The 14,954-nt window shown below is 38.7% G+C and carries 11 protein-coding genes, 5 tRNA genes and 1 pseudogene; 3 read left to right on the top strand and 14 right to left on the bottom strand.

Annotated elements, in window-relative coordinates; translation table 11 throughout:
* Nucleotides 1-155: 155 nt before the first annotated feature.
* From FFM62_RS06870 to FFM62_RS06810, 13 genes are all read right to left on the bottom strand, one after another.
* Nucleotides 156-1,526 (bottom strand): sugar porter family MFS transporter, encoded by a 1,371-nt coding sequence (locus FFM62_RS06870; protein WP_115471347.1) that lies wholly within the window; start codon nucleotides 1,524-1,526, stop codon nucleotides 156-158.
* A gap of 421 nt (nucleotides 1,527-1,947) precedes the next feature.
* A complete protein-coding gene (locus FFM62_RS06865) occupies nucleotides 1,948-3,579 on the bottom strand; it encodes an ABC-F family ATP-binding cassette domain-containing protein (RefSeq protein ID WP_115471349.1) in 1,632 nt (543 codons plus the stop codon).
* Nucleotides 3,580-3,867: 288 nt separating this feature from the next.
* On the bottom strand, nucleotides 3,868-4,650 hold the full coding sequence (locus tag FFM62_RS06860; protein ID WP_075270406.1) for a metal ABC transporter permease: 783 nt from the start codon (nucleotides 4,648-4,650) through the stop codon (nucleotides 3,868-3,870).
* On the bottom strand, nucleotides 4,643-5,335 hold the full coding sequence (locus tag FFM62_RS06855) for a metal ABC transporter ATP-binding protein (RefSeq protein ID WP_115471350.1): 693 nt from the start codon (nucleotides 5,333-5,335) through the stop codon (nucleotides 4,643-4,645). The genes FFM62_RS06860 and FFM62_RS06855 overlap by 8 nt, the downstream gene beginning before the upstream one ends.
* Nucleotides 5,332-6,249, bottom strand: a complete 918-nt coding sequence (locus FFM62_RS06850) for a metal ABC transporter solute-binding protein, Zn/Mn family (RefSeq protein WP_115471351.1) — start codon at nucleotides 6,247-6,249, stop codon at nucleotides 5,332-5,334. Before FFM62_RS06850 ends, FFM62_RS06855 begins: the two co-directional genes overlap by 4 nt.
* On the bottom strand, nucleotides 6,242-6,706 hold the full coding sequence (locus FFM62_RS06845) for a MarR family transcriptional regulator (protein ID WP_115471352.1): 465 nt from the start codon (nucleotides 6,704-6,706) through the stop codon (nucleotides 6,242-6,244). Before FFM62_RS06845 ends, FFM62_RS06850 begins: the two co-directional genes overlap by 8 nt.
* Before the next feature lie 146 nt (nucleotides 6,707-6,852).
* Nucleotides 6,853-8,760: an acyltransferase family protein gene (locus tag FFM62_RS06840; RefSeq protein WP_115471353.1), complete on the bottom strand. Its 1,908-nt coding sequence runs from the start codon at nucleotides 8,758-8,760 to the stop codon at nucleotides 6,853-6,855.
* Nucleotides 8,761-8,814: 54 nt separating this feature from the next.
* On the bottom strand, nucleotides 8,815-9,288 hold the full coding sequence (locus FFM62_RS06835) for a SprT family protein (RefSeq protein WP_115471354.1): 474 nt from the start codon (nucleotides 9,286-9,288) through the stop codon (nucleotides 8,815-8,817).
* Between the two features lie 15 nt (nucleotides 9,289-9,303).
* Nucleotides 9,304-10,074: a DUF975 family protein gene (locus FFM62_RS06830; protein ID WP_115471355.1), complete on the bottom strand. Its 771-nt coding sequence runs from the start codon at nucleotides 10,072-10,074 to the stop codon at nucleotides 9,304-9,306.
* 153 nt (nucleotides 10,075-10,227) lie between these two features.
* Nucleotides 10,228-10,300 (bottom strand) — tRNA-Gln (locus FFM62_RS06825).
* Between the two features lie 103 nt (nucleotides 10,301-10,403).
* A tRNA-Gln gene (locus FFM62_RS06820) sits at nucleotides 10,404-10,476 on the bottom strand.
* A gap of 9 nt (nucleotides 10,477-10,485) precedes the next feature.
* A tRNA-Tyr gene (locus FFM62_RS06815) sits at nucleotides 10,486-10,568 on the bottom strand.
* Nucleotides 10,569-10,715: 147 nt separating this feature from the next.
* A complete protein-coding gene (locus FFM62_RS06810) occupies nucleotides 10,716-12,167 on the bottom strand; it encodes a peptide MFS transporter (RefSeq protein ID WP_115471356.1) in 1,452 nt (483 codons plus the stop codon).
* Between the two features lie 253 nt (nucleotides 12,168-12,420).
* On the opposite strand from FFM62_RS06810, the pseudogene FFM62_RS06805 reads away from it, so the two are divergent.
* The 3 genes and pseudogenes from FFM62_RS06805 to FFM62_RS06795 form a co-directional block, all read left to right on the top strand.
* Nucleotides 12,421-13,173, top strand: a pseudogene (locus tag FFM62_RS06805) (metallophosphoesterase); the annotation flags it as partial.
* Nucleotides 13,174-13,233: 60 nt separating this feature from the next.
* Nucleotides 13,234-13,316: transfer RNA gene (locus FFM62_RS06800), tRNA-Tyr, on the top strand.
* Between the two features lie 9 nt (nucleotides 13,317-13,325).
* Nucleotides 13,326-13,398: transfer RNA gene (locus FFM62_RS06795), tRNA-Gln, on the top strand.
* Nucleotides 13,399-13,537: 139 nt separating this feature from the next.
* Here FFM62_RS06795 and FFM62_RS06790 read toward each other — a convergent pair.
* Nucleotides 13,538-14,776 (bottom strand): MDR family MFS transporter, encoded by a 1,239-nt coding sequence (locus tag FFM62_RS06790; RefSeq protein ID WP_115471357.1) that lies wholly within the window; start codon nucleotides 14,774-14,776, stop codon nucleotides 13,538-13,540.
* Nucleotides 14,777-14,954 lie beyond the last annotated feature (178 nt).

The raw sequence follows: 14,954 nt of genomic DNA, 5'->3' as shown, positions 1-14,954 counted from the left end.
TATATATGTATTAGAAACAAGTATAGAATAGCTTTTATTCTTTTGTCTATTGATAAGTTTGTCGGTAACTAAAATGGATAATATAAAAAAAACGAGACACTCTCATGTCTCGGTTTCTTAACTTTATTTAATTAACAATCAACCAAGTAATATCATTACTTAGCTGCCTTGTCAGCACCAATCTTTTCGATTTCTTCAAGTGAACGACCACGTGTTTCTGGTACGCTGAACAAAACAAATGCTACGGCAACCAAGCAGATAACACCGAAGATAGCGAACACAACTTCTTGTGACATTGAAGCAGTCATGATTGGGAAGACCAATGCAACAACGAATGATCCAACCCAGTTCATTGATGATGCCAATCCTGAAGCACGACCACGAATAGCTAGTGGGAAGACCTCACCAACTAGAACCCAAGTTAATGGGGCCCATGTAAAGGCATAGAATGCAACGAAGATGCACAAGAAGACAACGATCATCATAGGATTTGTATCCATAAATGAGTTAATAATTGCTGGTAGGATGAATGAAAGACCCATCACAGTTCCACCAAGAATCAACAAACCACGGCGGTTAAACTTTTCAGCAATTGCCATGTAGAACAAAGCACCAAGAACAAGAATAACACCGTTTACAACTGGCCATAGCAATGCATCGGCGGCAGCTTGACCAGTAGCCTTTTCAACAATCAATGGGATGTAATAGAAGATTGCGTTAGCACCCATGAATTGTTGGAAGAAGGCAACCATCACACCAGCGATAACTAGGTAACGGTAACGACCATCTAGCAATGAAGCCCATGAAGTTGACTTCTCAGCTTTTTGCTCAATCTTAGCAGTTTCAGTAATACCTTGAATCTCAGCCTCAATTTCTTCAGGCTTACGGATCCAGCTTAGCACCTTACGAGCTTCGTCCTTACGACCAGCCTTGATCAAGAAACGAGGTGACTCTGGCAAACGCAATACACCTAGGAACAAAACCAAGGCAGGAACAGCGGCCATAGCAAGCATCAAACGCCATGCAATATGCTCAGGCAATCCCTTTAGCAAGAAATCAACAATGTATGAAATCAACATTCCAGAAACAATCATCAATTGATTAATTCCTGACAAACTACCACGTTTCTCAGCTGGTGACATTTCAGACAAGTATGCTGGCACCAAAGCAGAAGCAGCACCAACAGCAATACCCAAAAGAACACGGGTGAAAATTAAGTAGGCAACCCCATTATGAGGTGAAACACCGGCTAGCAATGCACCAACCATAAACAATGCGGCTGAATACAAAACCATCTTACGACGACCTAAACGATCGGACAATTGACCAGCAATCGCACCACCAAACACAGCTCCTAGCATCAATGATGATGTGATCCAACCGGTAACTCCACCACCAGATAGATTCCAATCACTTTGCAAGAATGGCAACGCACCGGTCATAACACCAATATCGTATCCGAATAGGATACCTCCAAAGGCTCCGAAGAAGTAAATAAATTTACTTGAAATTTTCTTCTCAGACATGAACTAATCCCTCCAAAATCATATCCTCTGATATGATCCTAAACTTAAAAAATTTTAAATTGAAAACGACTCCGAGTTCCCCAAAATGAAGTTCAAAAATAAATACCTGCAATGATTTAAATTCAAATAAACTCCATGAAAATTTGTAACCGTTTTCATCAACAACATTATTATACATGTTGTGCGGACAAATTAAAAGAGTTTTGTGTAAAACATACAAATTTACGTACAAATATTTAATGATAAACTTCACAAGATGCCGTCATATTGCGTTTTTATCCGGTCAATTAATTAAATATTAAGTTTTTTTAAAGTGACAAAAAAGCCCACAAATACAGCCAGATAACTGGCTATATTTGTGGGCTTGTACAATATCACTAAAATTTGTTGCTATTTTACCGACATTGTCAGCTATTGCATTTTATAAGATGACATTCTTTGCAGCTAATTGTTTTTGCACTTCAGGGTGATCCATGAATTCATCATAGGTCGTTTCGGCACGATCAACCACCCCTTGATTAGAAACGACAATCACATGATCAGCAATTGTTTGTGCAAATGTATGGTCGTGTGAAGTGAAAATCAAACCACCCTTAAAATTAATTAAGCCATCATTCAATGACGTAATTGATTCCAAGTCCAAATGGTTAGTAGGATCATCCAGGATTAGTACGTTAGCCTTCGTTAGCATTAGCTTTGAAAGCATTACGCGAACTTTTTCTCCTCCTGATAAGACATCCAATGTTTTATCAGCATCTTCACCCTTGAATAACATCCGACCTAACAAACCACGGAGGAAGGTATTATCACTTTCTTCCTTTGAAGCAAAGTCACGCAAGTAATCTAAAATTTGACGTTCTGGATTAGGGAAGTTAGTTCCCATATCCTTTGCCAAATAGTCTTGCGTTGTTGTAACACCCCAAGTGACACTACCAGAATCAGTCTTTACCTTACCCGCAATAATGTCCAAAATCATCGTTGCCGCAACATCATTATCAGACATAATCAAGGCTTTTTCATTTGGGCTAACCGTAAATGAAATGTTATCCAAAATTTTGACACCATCGACACTCTTTGAAACGCCTTCAACACGTAACATATCATTACCGATTTCACGTAACGTTTCAAAATTGATATATGGATACTTACGTGATGAAGGTTGGATATCATCCAGCGTAATCTTATCTAGTTGCTTTTTACGCGATGTCGCTTGCTTTGACTTTGATGCATTAGCTGAGAAACGTGCAATAAAGTCTTGTAGTTCTTTAATTTGCTCTTCTTTCTTAGCATTAGCTTGTGATTGCAAACGTTGTGCAAGTTCTGATGATTGCTTCCAGAAATCATAGTTACCAACAAAGAGCTTGATTTTACCAAAATCAACATCAAGAATCATTGTTGCCACAGCATTTAAGAAGTGACGGTCGTGGGAAACAACTAACACTGTATTTTGATAATCAGCCAAGAAATCTTCTAGCCAGGCAATCGTCTTCGTATCCAAACCATTAGTTGGCTCATCTAAAATCAAAATATCAGGGTTACCAAACAAAGCTTGCGCTAACAATACCTTAACTTTGCTTACTTCGGGCAAATCTGACATCAAAGCTTGATGTTTACTATCAGGAATACCAATACTCTGCAAAAGTTGAACCGCTTCTGTCTCAGCCGTCCAACCATCAAGTTCTTCAAAACGGGCCGATAATTCACCAACACGAATACCATCCTCGTCTGTGAAAGGATCATGCATGTAAATGTCATCCATTTCAGTTTTTACATCATATAATTCTTTATGACCTTGCATAACAGTATCCAAAACTGTAAATTCATCAAACGCAAAGTGGTCTTGCACTAATGATGACATACGTTCATTTGGATCCATTGAAACATTTCCAGTAGTTGGTTGTAGTTTACCTTCCAATACCTTTAAAAAGGTTGACTTCCCGGCACCATTGGCACCAATAATACCGTATGTATTACCAGGGGTAAATTTTAAGTTAACATCGTCGTATAATTTTTTCCCAGTGAATGATACAGAAACATTCGAAACGGTTAGCATATTTTTATCTTCTCCTACAAAATATCATTTTATTTTTTACTCATTAATTATCACTTGCGAAACGCAAGCATACCACTAATAACTCTATCAAATGGCTTATTTATAAGCAAGTTAAATAACTTGAGAGCGTGGCAAAAGACGTTTTGAAGCCGGTTGTAACGATGATTGCGTTATTTTGGCTCGTAGCGCAGCGAAGAGACAGAATTGCGCAATCGTTGTTACATTAAGGCTTCAGTCTTTTGGAACGCGTTTATGCGTAAAATAACCATGGCATTATTTTGTCACGCTCTATCTTCTTTTAATCAAACTAATAAAGTAAACGCCTGCTTCGATAATGGCAATGAAGAATGAAACTGGTAAATCAAGCCAATATGATAGCACCAATGCCAGCCACACACCGAGAACAGAAAACATAATTGCTAACCCGATAATCTGCCAAACTGTCCGACCCCACCGCATGGCAGAGCTAGCAGGTAAAATCATCAAGATAAAAATTAATAACGAACCAACAATCTGTGCTGAAACGGCAACGGTTGTCGCCATTAATCCAAGAAATAAAACTTCAATTAATTGGATATTCTTTAAGCTGAAACTAGCTGTTGTATAGTCAAATGCAAAATGACGCAAAGGTCGAAACATCATTAATGTGATCAAGATAACCAATGTGGCTAACACAACCACTTCCCAAACATCTGTTTGATTAATACTAAAAATCGAACCAAACAGAATACCGGTTGCGGCGGTCGCATTTTTATTAGATAGAGACAAGAAAGCAATTCCTAACCCAATTGCTACCGCACTAACTGCGGAAATCAATGATTCAGAACGCTGCTCCTTCATCCCAAGCTCACCAACACTCATTGACGCTACGACTGAAAATAACAGCATTCCTACCAATGGTGACCAACTCATAAACAAGGCGAAAGATGCTCCTGCAAAGCCAATTTCACTTAATGTATGTGCGAGAAATGACATGCGACGAGCAACAATAAATGGTCCAATCAGACCACTCATAATCGCAATCAATGTCCCAGCAACAAAAGCGTGCTGCATAAAAGGAAAACTAAACAAAATTTTCGCCTCCTTCACGTAACTTAGTCACATCTAATTGATCAATATTACCGTACTCACTACCGTGTTTGGTTAGTAACAAATATTCATCTGCATACCGTTGCATGATATCAATATCATGACTAACCATAATAGTCGTTAGCTGATAATTTTCTTGATACGCAGCAACAACATCCATCAAGCCATATTTGGCAACATTATCCAAATTGGCTGTTGCTTCATCCAATATCAACACATTAGGTTTCTGAACCAAAGCTTGCGCCAAATAAGCTCGCTGTCGTTCACCACCCGACGCCCGATCAATTCGTTGATCAGCAATACTTGTCAAATTAGTGATTGCCAAAATATGTTGTAACCGATTTTTCTCTTCTTTCGATAGCCATGGTCGCAACCCCTGATCAAAAGTAAGACCAACAAAATCCCTAATACGTAGCGGAAAAGCTTGCATATCAGGCCGATACTGTGGCACATAAGCTATTTTATGTTGCCCATCGTCATACCATTTAAATTCACCTGTTGTTAAGGGGATTTTACCCAGCATGGCACGAATCATAGTTGTCTTACCAACACCATTATCGCCAATCAAAGCCAAATTATGTGCTTGATTTAACTGGAAATTCACTTTTTGATAGAGCCATCTATCATCAAACTTAATCCCAATATCTTTTCCATCTAAAATCATCATTCTTGTAGTGCCTCGTTTAATGCGTCTAATTGTTTCATCTGCCATGCAATATAAGACGTTTGTGCAGGTTTTGTTTCACGTGCTTGTACCATGGGTACGTCATGAGCCTTAGCATAATCAACACCTTGCTTAGCCAATTTGCCCGTTGCTTGCGGATTATCAATGACAGCAGCAATCTGACCTTGCTTAATCAATTCTTGCCACTCACGGACATCACTCGGCGTTGGGTCATCACCTTCTTCAACAGCACGAGCAAATTGTTGATCCTGCATATCTGCACCTAAAGCCAACAAAGTGTTATCAAAGACTGGTTCAGTCGCTAACAACTTTTTACCGTCCAATCGCGTTTTTACTTGATTTTGCAAATCGACTAACTTTTCAGCCTTTTTCTGGTAATTCTTCGCATTCTTCTCGAAATAAGTCTTTTTTGCTGGCATTAATTGGCTGTATTTTACGGCGAGCTGATTCGTTAGGCGGGTCGTGAGATCAGTTTTATACCAAAAATGTTCATTACCACCACTGGTACCGTCCTTATAGTTATAAAGATGAGCCAAATTAATTGTTTTAGCAGCTTTATTTTGTTTTGCGAAATTTAGACTCCAATTATCAAAACCACCACCATTAGAAACAATGACATCAGCTTTCTGGTATTGTTTCGCAACATTGGCAGTGGGTTCATACTCATGCGGATCCATATTCGGTTTATTAATGATGTTTGTTACCGTTCCTTGCTTACCTAGGACAGCCTCGGCCATCTCACCATAACTATCTAAACTAGCCACAACAGTAATCTTATTTTTACTTGTACTAACCTTAGTTTCCTGTCGTTGCCAAGCACTGTAGAAAATCATTCCCAGTAAGATAACCACTAGAATAGCTGGCACCCAAATAAATTTCGTTTGTTTATTACTCAATCTTCTCTCCTGTTAAGCATGCAGATAGTTGGGTCAAAAAGCGACTAATAACCGCTTTTTCGTCATCAGAAAATTCGGTCAATATCTTTTTATATTCATCAATCGTCTCACGATGTCGTTGTGTATGAGCAGTCGCTAGTGAACCGCCCAATGTTGTCAATGACCAACGACTAACTCGGCCATCTTCTGGATCGGGAATCACATTAACCATAGGTTCATCACGAATGTACAAGCTTTTCATTGCCTTGGTGACGGCTGCACCAGACACATGCAAAGCGCGTGACAACTCTGAATTAGTTTGCGGCCCATTCTGAGCTAGCAACATCAGTAAATGACCTTGTGTGGTAGTAATATTAGTCTCATTTTCGCCAATTAATACTTCTCGTTGATTTTCAGAAAGTAATTTTAAATGATTTAAAAATTGGTCGATTTGTCCGGCGTATGATTGTGTTGTCATCGTTCACATCTCCTTAACTGGTTAATTAACCAGTTAATGGTAACACGTACAAAAAGTTAGTGCAACTTTCTCAGAAATAAAAAAATCCGCGTACCCACCGAATAGTATCGGTAAATACGTGGATTAGAAAACAACAAAAATTTCTCTTACTTTTTCTGGCCCTGTTCGACCATCGCTTTGGCAATCAAACTAGTATATTGTACAGAACCTGTCTGGTTTGGATGAACATGATCGTCACCCAACCAGTTAGAATGGTCCTTAACAAGTGCTGCCCAATTAACAATATGTAAGTTTTTGTGTGTCTTAGTTTGCTCCGTTAAGAAGTTATTATTTTGTGATACCCAGTCACGATCAGCATAGCCATTGATCCAATAAACCTGGCGATCATGACCAATAATATCCATAATCTTTTTAAAGTCATTTTCTCCAATCGCACCATTGGTACCAATTGAAATCACAACATTTTGTGATAATAGTCCTTGGCCATCATACGATTGTAAAATTTCTGGTACTGAATACGGTTGTCGTCCAACTGTCGCATTCGCAACGGTATTGGGCATCAACTCTTGTAAATCAGGAGCGACATCGACCATAACTGAATCACCAACTGCCGTCACCCGATTATCACGGATTGTTGTAAACTGCTCTGCATTCAAACCATATTTGTCCATCAAATCGCGATCTTGTTGTGATAACGACTTAGGATCGACTTTTTGGCCGGATGATTTTGCACTACTTGATTCTTTCTGTGCCTTTTTAGCTTGAGAAACGGCTTTCTTATTAGCCTTATTGATGCGGTCTTTATTACTATCCAAGCGCTTTTCTAGCGTATTCTTTGGTTTTGCGTGGGCGGACTCATTAGCTGAAACCGCATAACCTGTCCCAGCCATCAGCATCACGGCAACTACCAACATCGCTTGTACTGAATGTGATCTGAAAAATGTTTGATACCATGAAGCACCAGTACCTAGGGCCGGTTTCTTAACCCTCCGGAAAACATTCTCAACATAACGATAGCTCAATTCCGACAAAAGCAACACAATCATGATTTTCAAGATACCCATCAAAAATGTACTATGATTGGTAACGACTTTATCAAAGAATACAAAGACTGGTAGCTGGTACAGATAAATACTATACGAACGCGTTCCTAAGTAATTCAAAAACTTGTTATCTAATGCATGACTCAAAAATGATGCCGGGTGCGCAGTAATCGCAATCAAACTGGTAATGATTGCTGTTGCGACGAACATCAATCCCATATAGGTTGCACGCCATTCTCCATTTAATCCAAAAAATGTGATAATGGTCAATGCCAAAGCAATCCCACCAAGAGTGTTTAAATTCCGTTTCACACGTGGTGACAGAATATATTTCATACGTCTAGATGGCCAACCAAAGGCAAGGGCTGCTCCAAAAAGCACCGCAAATATACGTGTATCTGAACCATAATAAGCGCGGTTGATATTCATTGGATCGTACAACACACCCAACAGGATAGCTGACACACCAGCCAATCCAATCAACGCAGCACCAATCGAAATTCTACGAATACGTAGTCCTAGTAGGATCATCACAATAATTGGCCAAATTAAATAAAATTGTCCTTCAATAGACAATGACCACAAATGGGTAAACGGTGACGACCCACCCCATGAATCAAAATAAGAGTCACCGTGTTTGGTTGCCCAAATATTATACACGTACAACATATTACTAGTTAAAATTGACCGCAAATTATACAGCAAATCACGAGCAAAAAAAGCAATATACGTGGCTGTTGCAAATAGCATCATCAAAAGTGCCGGGTATAGCCGCTTCAGACGCCGTCGATAAAAGCTCAGCACATCAATATGATCATTACGATCATATTCCTGAATTAACAGATCTGTAATTAAATAACCTGATAAAACAAAGAACAGTGGCACTCCCATCCAACCACCGGGTAAAGCCTTTGGCCATAAATGAAATACAATTACGCCAATAACTGCAATTGCTCTAAGCCCATCAAATCCAGTAATATAACGTGGCTTATTTGTTACATTTTGGTTCATGTCATCTCTTCCTAAATAAATATTCTACTCTAATAAACTAATAACTTAGATGGATTAATTCTGATTATTATTCAAATAATCGTACCTTACCAATTTTAGCGCTGTTTTGCAGTCACCACAAACAAAACGTGCCGTATTGATGCGCCGTTGCCGATATATTTTATGCCCTCTTTCGCAGACGTAAAGCCAATACTTTTTCTGATTTTGCATCTTCGAAATTCTTGGCGCATATCTTAACCCGTCAACTTGCTTTAATAACTGTTTAAATTCTTTATCGCGATGCATGTGCGGTAAATGACGTGTATGTAAATGATAATGAACCAATTCATGTTTAATGATGCCAGTAAGATTATTTAAATCGAACTGAGAAAGCATTAAAGGATTGATTTCAATATCATGAGTCGCTAACAAGTATCTACCACCCGTTGTGCGTAAACGTTTATTAAACCTTGTTTTATGTTCAAAAGGTTGACCAAATTGTTCAAGTGAAATTTGTTCAACCAGTTGCTGTAATTCTTGATTTGTCATCTTACTGCTTATTAGTTACAGTTCATCATTCTCATCAAATCGCATGGTTGGACGTCGTCCTGGTTCACCTTTGCGAACGGCCAAATAAAACTGTGCTAATGTTGCCTGATAGTATGGGACAACAAAAATTGCTGCAATACCGTATGTGATGGCCACAAAAATCCACCAGAAAATGAAACTAACTTGTAACCAGAATAGCTTCATCCGGTAACCACGCATCATCTTTTCTGACCTTTTTAGGTAAGCCGTCAGTGATGAAATTTCACGACCAGCGCGCACATCTTCAGCGTACAATAAAGGTGCTTGTGAATAAGAATAGGTTTTCATAATTCCCGGAATTATGATAACAAATGTCCACAAAATTGTGAAGATAAACCGTAATCCCAGCAAGACAACGATATCAACAATTGTTCGCTTACTCCAAAATTTGAAACTAGCACGGACTGGCTTTTCAGGCGCTTCTTTCTGTCGATGCCATTGAACAAATGTCCAAGTCACTCCTAACGTAAAGACACCTAAAATTATTTCAGACAACAAACTTGTCGTAAAAATCTCCGTAAACACTGGTAAAGCATTCCCCGCTAAATCCGAGGAATACTGTATAACAGCACTATCCGAATTATTAGCCGCCTGATCCATAGCGCCTGATATTGCTTCTCTATTTGACCGAATTGCTGTACCAATTTGATAAATAATTAAAATAATCGACAACTTTATCGCTGTGCCAAAATTATCACCACGTACATAACTTTTCGCTTGTTTTTTTAAATCGTAATCAGTAAACATACGTCACCTTTCATTAATTAACTTCTTTTAAGTTTACCATATCTTAGGGCTTATTTTATTCGTTTTAACCAAACATTGCACCTTCACCATCGATAACTTTTTTAAAAGAAAAAAGCACCTGTTCAACTGGACAGATGCTTTCACGAATAATTACTGGGATAGCTGGATTCGAACCAGCGAATACACGGTACCAAAAACCGATGCCTTACCGCTTGGCCATATCCCAATGTTTGCGACTTACTTATTTTAGTGCATTTTATTTTTACTGTCAATAATTATTACATAAAATAAAAAGCCAACAAGCGTAATCGCTCATTGACTCTTTTTAGCTGGGATAGCTGGATTCGAACCAGCGAATACACGGTACCAAAAACCGATGCCTTACCACTTGGCCATATCCCAATAATATAATGGGGGCTATAGGATTCGAACCTATGAACCCGAAGGAATGGATTTACAGTCCACCGCGTTTAACCAGACTTCGCTAAACCCCCATGTTTGTATCAGGCATCTCTGCCCCGACAACTCTTATATCATACCAATTAAAAAAATAAATTGCAAGCACTTTTTTAAATCAATTCAGTAACCTATAAAAAAAAGAGTTTGTATGTGATGACATACAAACTCTTTAATATCATTAACTATTGCACACCAGCCATCAATCGCTTGATACGTGGTACTAAGAACACTAATAGAATTCCTAGGGCAACTGAAGCTAGTCCAAACCATGTAAAGTAAGCAACTTCATTATCTGATGAATACAATGTTACTAGTTGTGCATTTAAGGCTGACCCAGCAGATGAGGCTAAGAACCACATTGACATCATTTGTGACATAAATGCCTTAGGTGCTAACTTTGTTGTGACTGATAGGCCGACTGGTGAAATCAACATTTCACCAACAATAACTAGGGCCCATGAACCAACTAACCAAAGTGGTGACACATGACCTGAAGTACCAAACAAAGTACCTGGCAAGGCCATCAACAAGAATGAAGCTCCAGTGAACATTAGACCAATTGCAAATTTCATTGGTGAAGAAGGTTGGTTCTTCTGCCACTTTACCCATAACCAAGCAAAGAATGGCGTATATAACATAATAAACAATGGGTTCAATGACTGGAACCAGGCAGCTGGGAACCATGACGTATCAACACGTTCAGCAGCGAAGGTTGCCAAAACAATTGATCCTTGTTCCTCAATTGCCCAGAACAATACAGCAGCTAAGAATAATGGCATATACGAGAAAACTCGTGAACGTTCTTCCTTAGTCACTTTAGCCGATGTCGTCATTAACACAAAGTATGAAATCGGCAAAATAATCGCAACAATCGTCAACAAATTAACGTAATTTTGTAGACTATTCCAACCCATCAAGTTCATCAATACAACAATCAATGCAAAGAAAATAATTCCTAAGATGATCTTAACAATTAATGGCTTAACTTCTTCTTCTTGTAGAGGATCTGGCGCATACTTTGAATCTTCATGTAAATGCTTGCCACCAAAGTGATACTGTACCAAACCAAAGAACATACCAATAGCAGCCAATGAGAATCCGGCATGGAAACCAACATTTTCTTGTGTCCAACCAACCAATAATGGCGAAATAAATGAACCTAAATTAATTCCAAACACAAAAATTGAGAATCCTGAATCTCGTGAACTATTATCGCCTTCATCATCATATAGTGACCCAACCATTGATGAAACATTTGGCTTTAGCAACCCCGTTCCAAGAACGATCAAAATCATTGAGACAAACATTGCTGTTGATCCGAATGGTAGTGCCAACGCAATGTGTCCAAACATAATTAGCACACCACCCCAGAACACGGTACGCCGCTGTCCTAGAATACGATCGGCAATAAAACCACCAACAACCCCAGATAGATAAACCATTGAGGCATATATCGCCATGATTGATGCAGCAGTAGCCTTGGTAATATCTAAATCACCAGTACTAATTAAGTGCCACATGTAGTAAAGCAAAATGGCTTTCATACCATAGTAACTGAAACGTTCCCACATTTCGGTCATAAATAATGTTTTAAGACCGAAGGGTTGTCCCAGGAATTTCTTTTCCGTTTTCATGATAAAAACTCCTCATTCAAATAAAGTGTTCTTCTACTCTGAACATTGTGACAAAACGTCACTTGTTAAATTTTACTTGAATTTATAACTATCTACAAGCGCAACCATCATTTTCTACTAATTTTTTTATCACTTTTGTTATAATCAGTCTATAAAATAGAGTAGACAAGGAGTTTATATGACTAAAATTATCGTATCAAGTGATAATCACCTGGATGTTAACAAACAAGATATTTAGCAAGTACTTGTACAACAGGCAACCACGCTACATCAATTACAACCCGACTATTACTTAATTGCTGGAGATCTGTTTAACGATTTTGAAAAATCATTAAAATACGTCCATGACCTTCAGCATGCTTTATCAACAGATACAAAGGTCCTATTTATCGCTGGCAATCATGATATGGGACGTAATATTTCATTTGCTGAATTAGAAACCCCACTCGACCCACTCTATCTACATAATCAATATTTCGACATCCCCCATACCAACTGGCGCATTATTGGCCATAACGGCTGGTATGATTATAGTTTTACACCAGATATTGCCCCCGAAAGCATTGCCCGTTTTCGGTCGGGCTTTTACTACGACCGAGTGATCGATCAACCAATGAGCGATCCGGATCGCATGGCCTTAGGTCTCTATCAAATGAAACAACTGTTGGACGATGCAATGCAACAACACAAACAAGTCATCTTCTTTACTCATTTTGCACCAATTAACGACGAAATCTTTTATCCCAATCATAATTCACGATGGGCAATGGTCAATGGCGTCCTGGGTTCAACCAAAACAGGTGAATTATTAGCGCAATATGATAATATCCAACATGTTTTCTACGGACATATCCATGTCACGGTCCCACCTCGTAAAAAGCACTTAATAACTTATTACAACCCTAGCGTCGGCTATAATCGTCACAAGTTACAAGAATGGACAGCTAATACTTTTTATCAGTCATGGTTAAACAAAATAATACAAATAGTGTTGACAAGTAATTAAGTATTCTGTATAGTATATATCCGTTGAGGTGATAAGTTAATTATTACTCATCAGACATATGGGGGTTTAGCGAAGTCCGGTCAAACGCGGTGGACTGTAAATCCATTCCTTCGGGTTCATAGGTTCGAATCCTATAGCCCCCATTATATTATTGGGATATGGCCAAGCGGTAAGGCATCGGTTTTTGGTACCGTGTATTCGCTGGTTCGAATCCAGCTATCCCAGTTAAAAAGAGTCAATGAGCGATTACGCTTGTTGGCTTTTTATTTTGCTCAAAAACCGAAGACATACTAAAAGAACTGGCTGGAACACAAGAAATGTTCCGGCCAGTTCTTAAACGATAATAATTAATGTTTCATAAACCTTATTGCATAGTTTCCGTCTTAAATTGTGCGGGCATTTTAGCTGCCTTAACAATTGTAACCATTGCAATTAATGTCCCAATCATTAAGACACCTGCCATTCCCCAGTCATTCGTAAATTGTGATAGTGAAACCATCATACCAGAGATAATATTTCCCACTGGACGTGTTGCAGCAAACGCACCCGAATAAGCACCAATTTGTTCCGGATTCATCATATCGGCACGCATGGTCTGACTTGACGGCACATTAATGATTTCACCCAAGGTAAAGACCACTGCCACAATAACTAATGGCCAAAAGTCACGTAATAAGAACGAGGCTGCGAAACCAAATCCTTGAATAAATGTACCAAGAGCAAAGCTTTTAATTAATGGCCAACGATTAGTATAGCGGTTGATTAAATTCATCACCAATACAATCATGACCGTATTGATCACTAACATAAATGACAGCATTCGTTGCCCGTAGAAGTGAATACCCATGAAGGTATAATCATGGAAGAATTGTGTTAAATGAGCAGCTAAATAAAAATCAGGCTGTGAGTAAATCACCACAGAGAAAATTGATCCAAACATGAATAATACATAACGCTTATCAGATAAAACACGGCCGTAAGACTTGACGGCACTCCATACTGATGAGTTTGCATGCACATTCTCCATATTAAGCGTCTCCGCCATCCCAAACTTAATGATTGACGCATTCACAACACCTACAAAAACAGATCCTAACAATAACTCAAATAGATAATCACGGAAGAACCAACCACCAATGGCTGCCCCTAACATGACACCAATATTGATTACCCAATAAATCAATGCGTAAACAAACTTTCTATTTTTTATCGTTGATGCATCGATCATCATTGCTTGTTCAGCCGGATCGGCTAGCGACGACCCAATTGATGCAGTTAAAAAGCCAACAAAAGTGATATATGGATTTGTATACCATGGCGTGTTCATTAACATCGCCAGCGTATAACCAGATATAATCAATGCTGATCCGGTCAGCATCGTCCGTTTACGCCCCCATACGTCCGATAAATGACCACCATAGAGTCCTGCAATAAATCCAGCTACGGAAACAACCATTAATAAAAATCCCGATACAAAAGCACCAAAATATTGTACATAATAAATCGTCATATTGGGACCAATCGAACTACCAAGCAAGACCGTTAAAAATACCGTTAACGTTCTTAATTTTAAATTTCGATTTAATGCCATGAATTCTTGCATAACAACTACCCTTCTATCCTAAAAAAATCAAATTGTACCTATACTATCACAAACCCGTACCACTTGTCCGAATTTTCTTCGGTCCTTTCGAGTCATGACACAACCAACTTTTTAGTCTAGACCCAACCATCATTTAGTTTCATAGTCTAGATGTGATATAATAACAATACAATCTACG

The organism is Weissella thailandensis (assembly GCF_005405465.1).
Lineage (GTDB): Bacteria > Bacillota > Bacilli > Lactobacillales > Lactobacillaceae > Weissella > Weissella thailandensis.
Note: the sequence above shows the minus strand (reverse complement) of the source record. Positions and strands in the feature narration are given on the sequence as shown.

Excerpts from the sequence above, each read along its gene's own strand:
- FFM62_RS06870 (WP_115471347.1), bottom strand. The coding sequence starts at position 1,526 with ATGTCTGAGAAGAAAATTTCAAGTAAATTTATTTACTTCTTCGGAGCC.
- FFM62_RS06865 (WP_115471349.1), bottom strand. The coding sequence starts at position 3,579 with ATGCTAACCGTTTCGAATGTTTCTGTATCATTCACTGGGAAAAAATTA.
- FFM62_RS06855 (WP_115471350.1), bottom strand. The coding sequence starts at position 5,335 with ATGATGATTTTAGATGGAAAAGATATTGGGATTAAGTTTGATGATAGA.
- FFM62_RS06845 (WP_115471352.1), bottom strand. The coding sequence starts at position 6,706 with ATGACAACACAATCATACGCCGGACAAATCGACCAATTTTTAAATCAT.
- FFM62_RS06840 (WP_115471353.1), bottom strand. The coding sequence starts at position 8,760 with ATGAACCAAAATGTAACAAATAAGCCACGTTATATTACTGGATTTGAT.
- FFM62_RS06835 (WP_115471354.1), bottom strand. The coding sequence starts at position 9,288 with ATGACAAATCAAGAATTACAGCAACTGGTTGAACAAATTTCACTTGAA.
- FFM62_RS06830 (WP_115471355.1), bottom strand. The coding sequence starts at position 10,074 with ATGTTTACTGATTACGATTTAAAAAAACAAGCGAAAAGTTATGTACGT.
- FFM62_RS06810 (WP_115471356.1), bottom strand. The coding sequence starts at position 12,167 with ATGAAAACGGAAAAGAAATTCCTGGGACAACCCTTCGGTCTTAAAACA.
- FFM62_RS06790 (WP_115471357.1), bottom strand. The coding sequence starts at position 14,776 with ATGCAAGAATTCATGGCATTAAATCGAAATTTAAAATTAAGAACGTTA.